The sequence below is a fragment of the Mycobacterium sp. genome, from assembly GCF_049802695.1.
GTDB lineage: Bacteria > Actinomycetota > Actinomycetes > Mycobacteriales > Mycobacteriaceae > Mycobacterium.
This window is the reverse complement of sequence record NZ_JBARMY010000553.1, coordinates 1-2,408: the sequence shown is the minus strand read 5'-3', so window position 1 is coordinate 2,408 and position 2,408 is coordinate 1. Positions and strand designations below refer to the sequence as shown.

General features: G+C 69.7%; 2 protein-coding genes. Both read left to right on the top strand.

Annotated features, from left to right (window positions below; translation table 11 throughout):
- Positions 1–1,214 (top strand): 1,4-alpha-glucan branching protein domain-containing protein (locus WA317_RS21865; protein ID WP_425175022.1); only part of this gene is annotated, 1,214 nt, incomplete at its 5' end.
- Positions 1,215–1,335: 121 nt separating this feature from the next.
- Positions 1,336–2,408: glycosyltransferase family 4 protein (locus tag WA317_RS21860; RefSeq protein WP_425175021.1), on the top strand; the 1,073-nt coding region annotated here is incomplete at its 3' end.

Genomic DNA, 2,408 nt, shown 5'->3' with positions numbered 1-2,408 from the left:
GCGCGTTCGGCATTCGCGAGCACGCCGAAGCCGATCAGGCGCTCGGCGACTTCGCCACACTCTGGCGACACGGTGCCAGCCCGCTGCTGCGCGGCTTGATCGACGCCGGCACGGTGGAACTGCTCGGCGGGCCGCTGGCGCACCCCTTTCAGCCGCTGCTGACGCCCAGGCTTCGCGAGTTCGCGTTGCGCGAGGGCCTGGCCGACGCGCATCAGCGGCTGGCTCACACACCGGTCGGCATCTGGGCGCCGGAATGCGCGTACGCCCCGGGCATGGAACGCGACTATGCCGCCGCCGGCGTCGGTCACTTCATGGTCGACGGACCGTCATTTCACGGCGACACGGCGTTGGGGCGGCCCGTCGGTGACACCGATGTGGTGGCGTTCGGGCGTGATCTCCAGGTCAGCTACCGGGTGTGGTCGCCGAAGTCCGGCTACCCGGGCCATGCCGCCTATCGCGACTTCCACACCTACGATCACCACACCGGCCTGAAGCCCGCCCGGGTCACCGGCCGCAACGTGCCCTCGGAAGACAAGGCGCCCTACGATCCCGAACGCGCCGACCGGGCGGTCGACATGCACGTGGACGATTTCGTCGACGTGGTTCGCCGCCGGTTGCTCGCCGAGTCCGAGCGGATCGGCCGGCCCGCCCATGTGGTGGCGGCGTTCGACACCGAGCTCTTCGGTCACTGGTGGTGCGAGGGACCGGTGTGGCTGCAGCGGGTGCTGCGCGCGCTGCCGGCGGCCGGTGTGCAGGTGGGTACGCTGAGCGACGCGGTCGCGGGTGGGTTCGTCGGCTCAGCGGTCGAAATCCCGCCCAGCTCCTGGGGTTCCGGCAAGGACTGGCAGGTGTGGGCCGGCGAGAAGGTCGCCGATCTGGTGCAGCTCAACGTCGAGGTGGTCGACACGGCGCTGAGCACGGTCGACAAGGTGCTGGCCCAGCCCGCGTCGTTGGACGGCCCCATCCCCCGCGACCGGATCGCCGACCAGATCCTGCGGGAAACGCTGCTGACGGTGTCCAGCGACTGGCCGTTCATGGTGAGCAAGGACTCGGCGGCCGACTACGCCCGCTACCGCGCGCATCTGCACGCTCACGCCACCCGGGAGATCGCCGGAGCGCTGGCCTCGGGCCGGCGCGATACCGCGCAGCGGCTCGCCGACGGCTGGAATCGGGCCGACGGGCTCTTCGGGGCGTTGGACGCGCGAAGACTGTGATGCTGACCTCCCCTCCTTACAGCGAGCGTGCGTGCCTGTACCCCGACACGTCGCCGCGCCCGGCATTCTGTGCACGGTGGCCGGGCGAGGCCCGACGAACACCGCTGGATGAGGCACGCGCATGAAGATCCTGATGGTGTCGTGGGAGTACCCGCCAGTCGTCATCGGTGGGCTGGGCCGACACGTCCATCACCTGTCGACCGCGCTGGCGTTGGCCGGGCACGAAGTCATCGTGTTGTGCCGCCGCCCGACCGGCACCGACCCGAGCACCCATCCGACTTCCGAGGAGATCAGCGAAGGCGTCCGGGTGATCGCCGCGGCGCATGATCCGCATGAGTTCTCCTTCGGCCGCGACATGATGGCCTGGACGCTGGCCATGGGCCACGCCATGACGCGCGCCGGGCTCTCGGTGAAGCAGATCGGCGGGCGTAGCGCCGGGCGGCCCTGGCGTCCCGACGTCGTGCACGCGCACGACTGGCTGGTGGCCCATCCGGCCATAGCGCTGTCCGAGTTTTACGACGTGCCAATGGTCTCCACCATGCACGCCACCGAAGCGGGCAGGCATTCGGGCTGGGTCGCCGGCACGATCAGCCGTCAGGTGCACGCGATCGAGTCGTGGCTGGTGCACGAATCCGATTCGCTGATCACCTGTTCGGCGTCGATGCGCGACGAGATCAGCGAACTGTTCGGGCCGGGTCTGGCCGAGATCACCGTTATTCGCAACGGTATCGACGCGGCTCGCTGGCCGTTCGCGTTGCGCCGACGCCGCAGCGAGCCGGCGGAGCTGCTGTTCGTCGGCCGGCTGGAATACGAGAAGGGTGTCCACGACGCCATCGCGGCCCTGCCACAGATCAGGCGCACGCACCCCGGAACATCGCTGACCATCGCCGGAGACGGCACCCAGCAGGATTGGCTGGTCGAACAGGCGCGCAAACACCGGGTGATCAAAGCGACAAAGTTCATCGGGCACGTCGACCACGAGCAGTTGCTGGCCCTGCTGCACCGCGCCGACGCCGCCGTGTTCCCGAGCCATTACGAACCGTTCGGACTCGTCGCCCTGGAAGCCGCCGCCGCGGGCATCCCGCTGGTGACGTCGAACACCGGCGGGCTGGGCGAGGCGGTGATCGACGGCCGAACCGGGACGTCCTTCCGGCCCCGCGACGTCGCCGGGTTGGCCACGGCGGTGCGCACGGT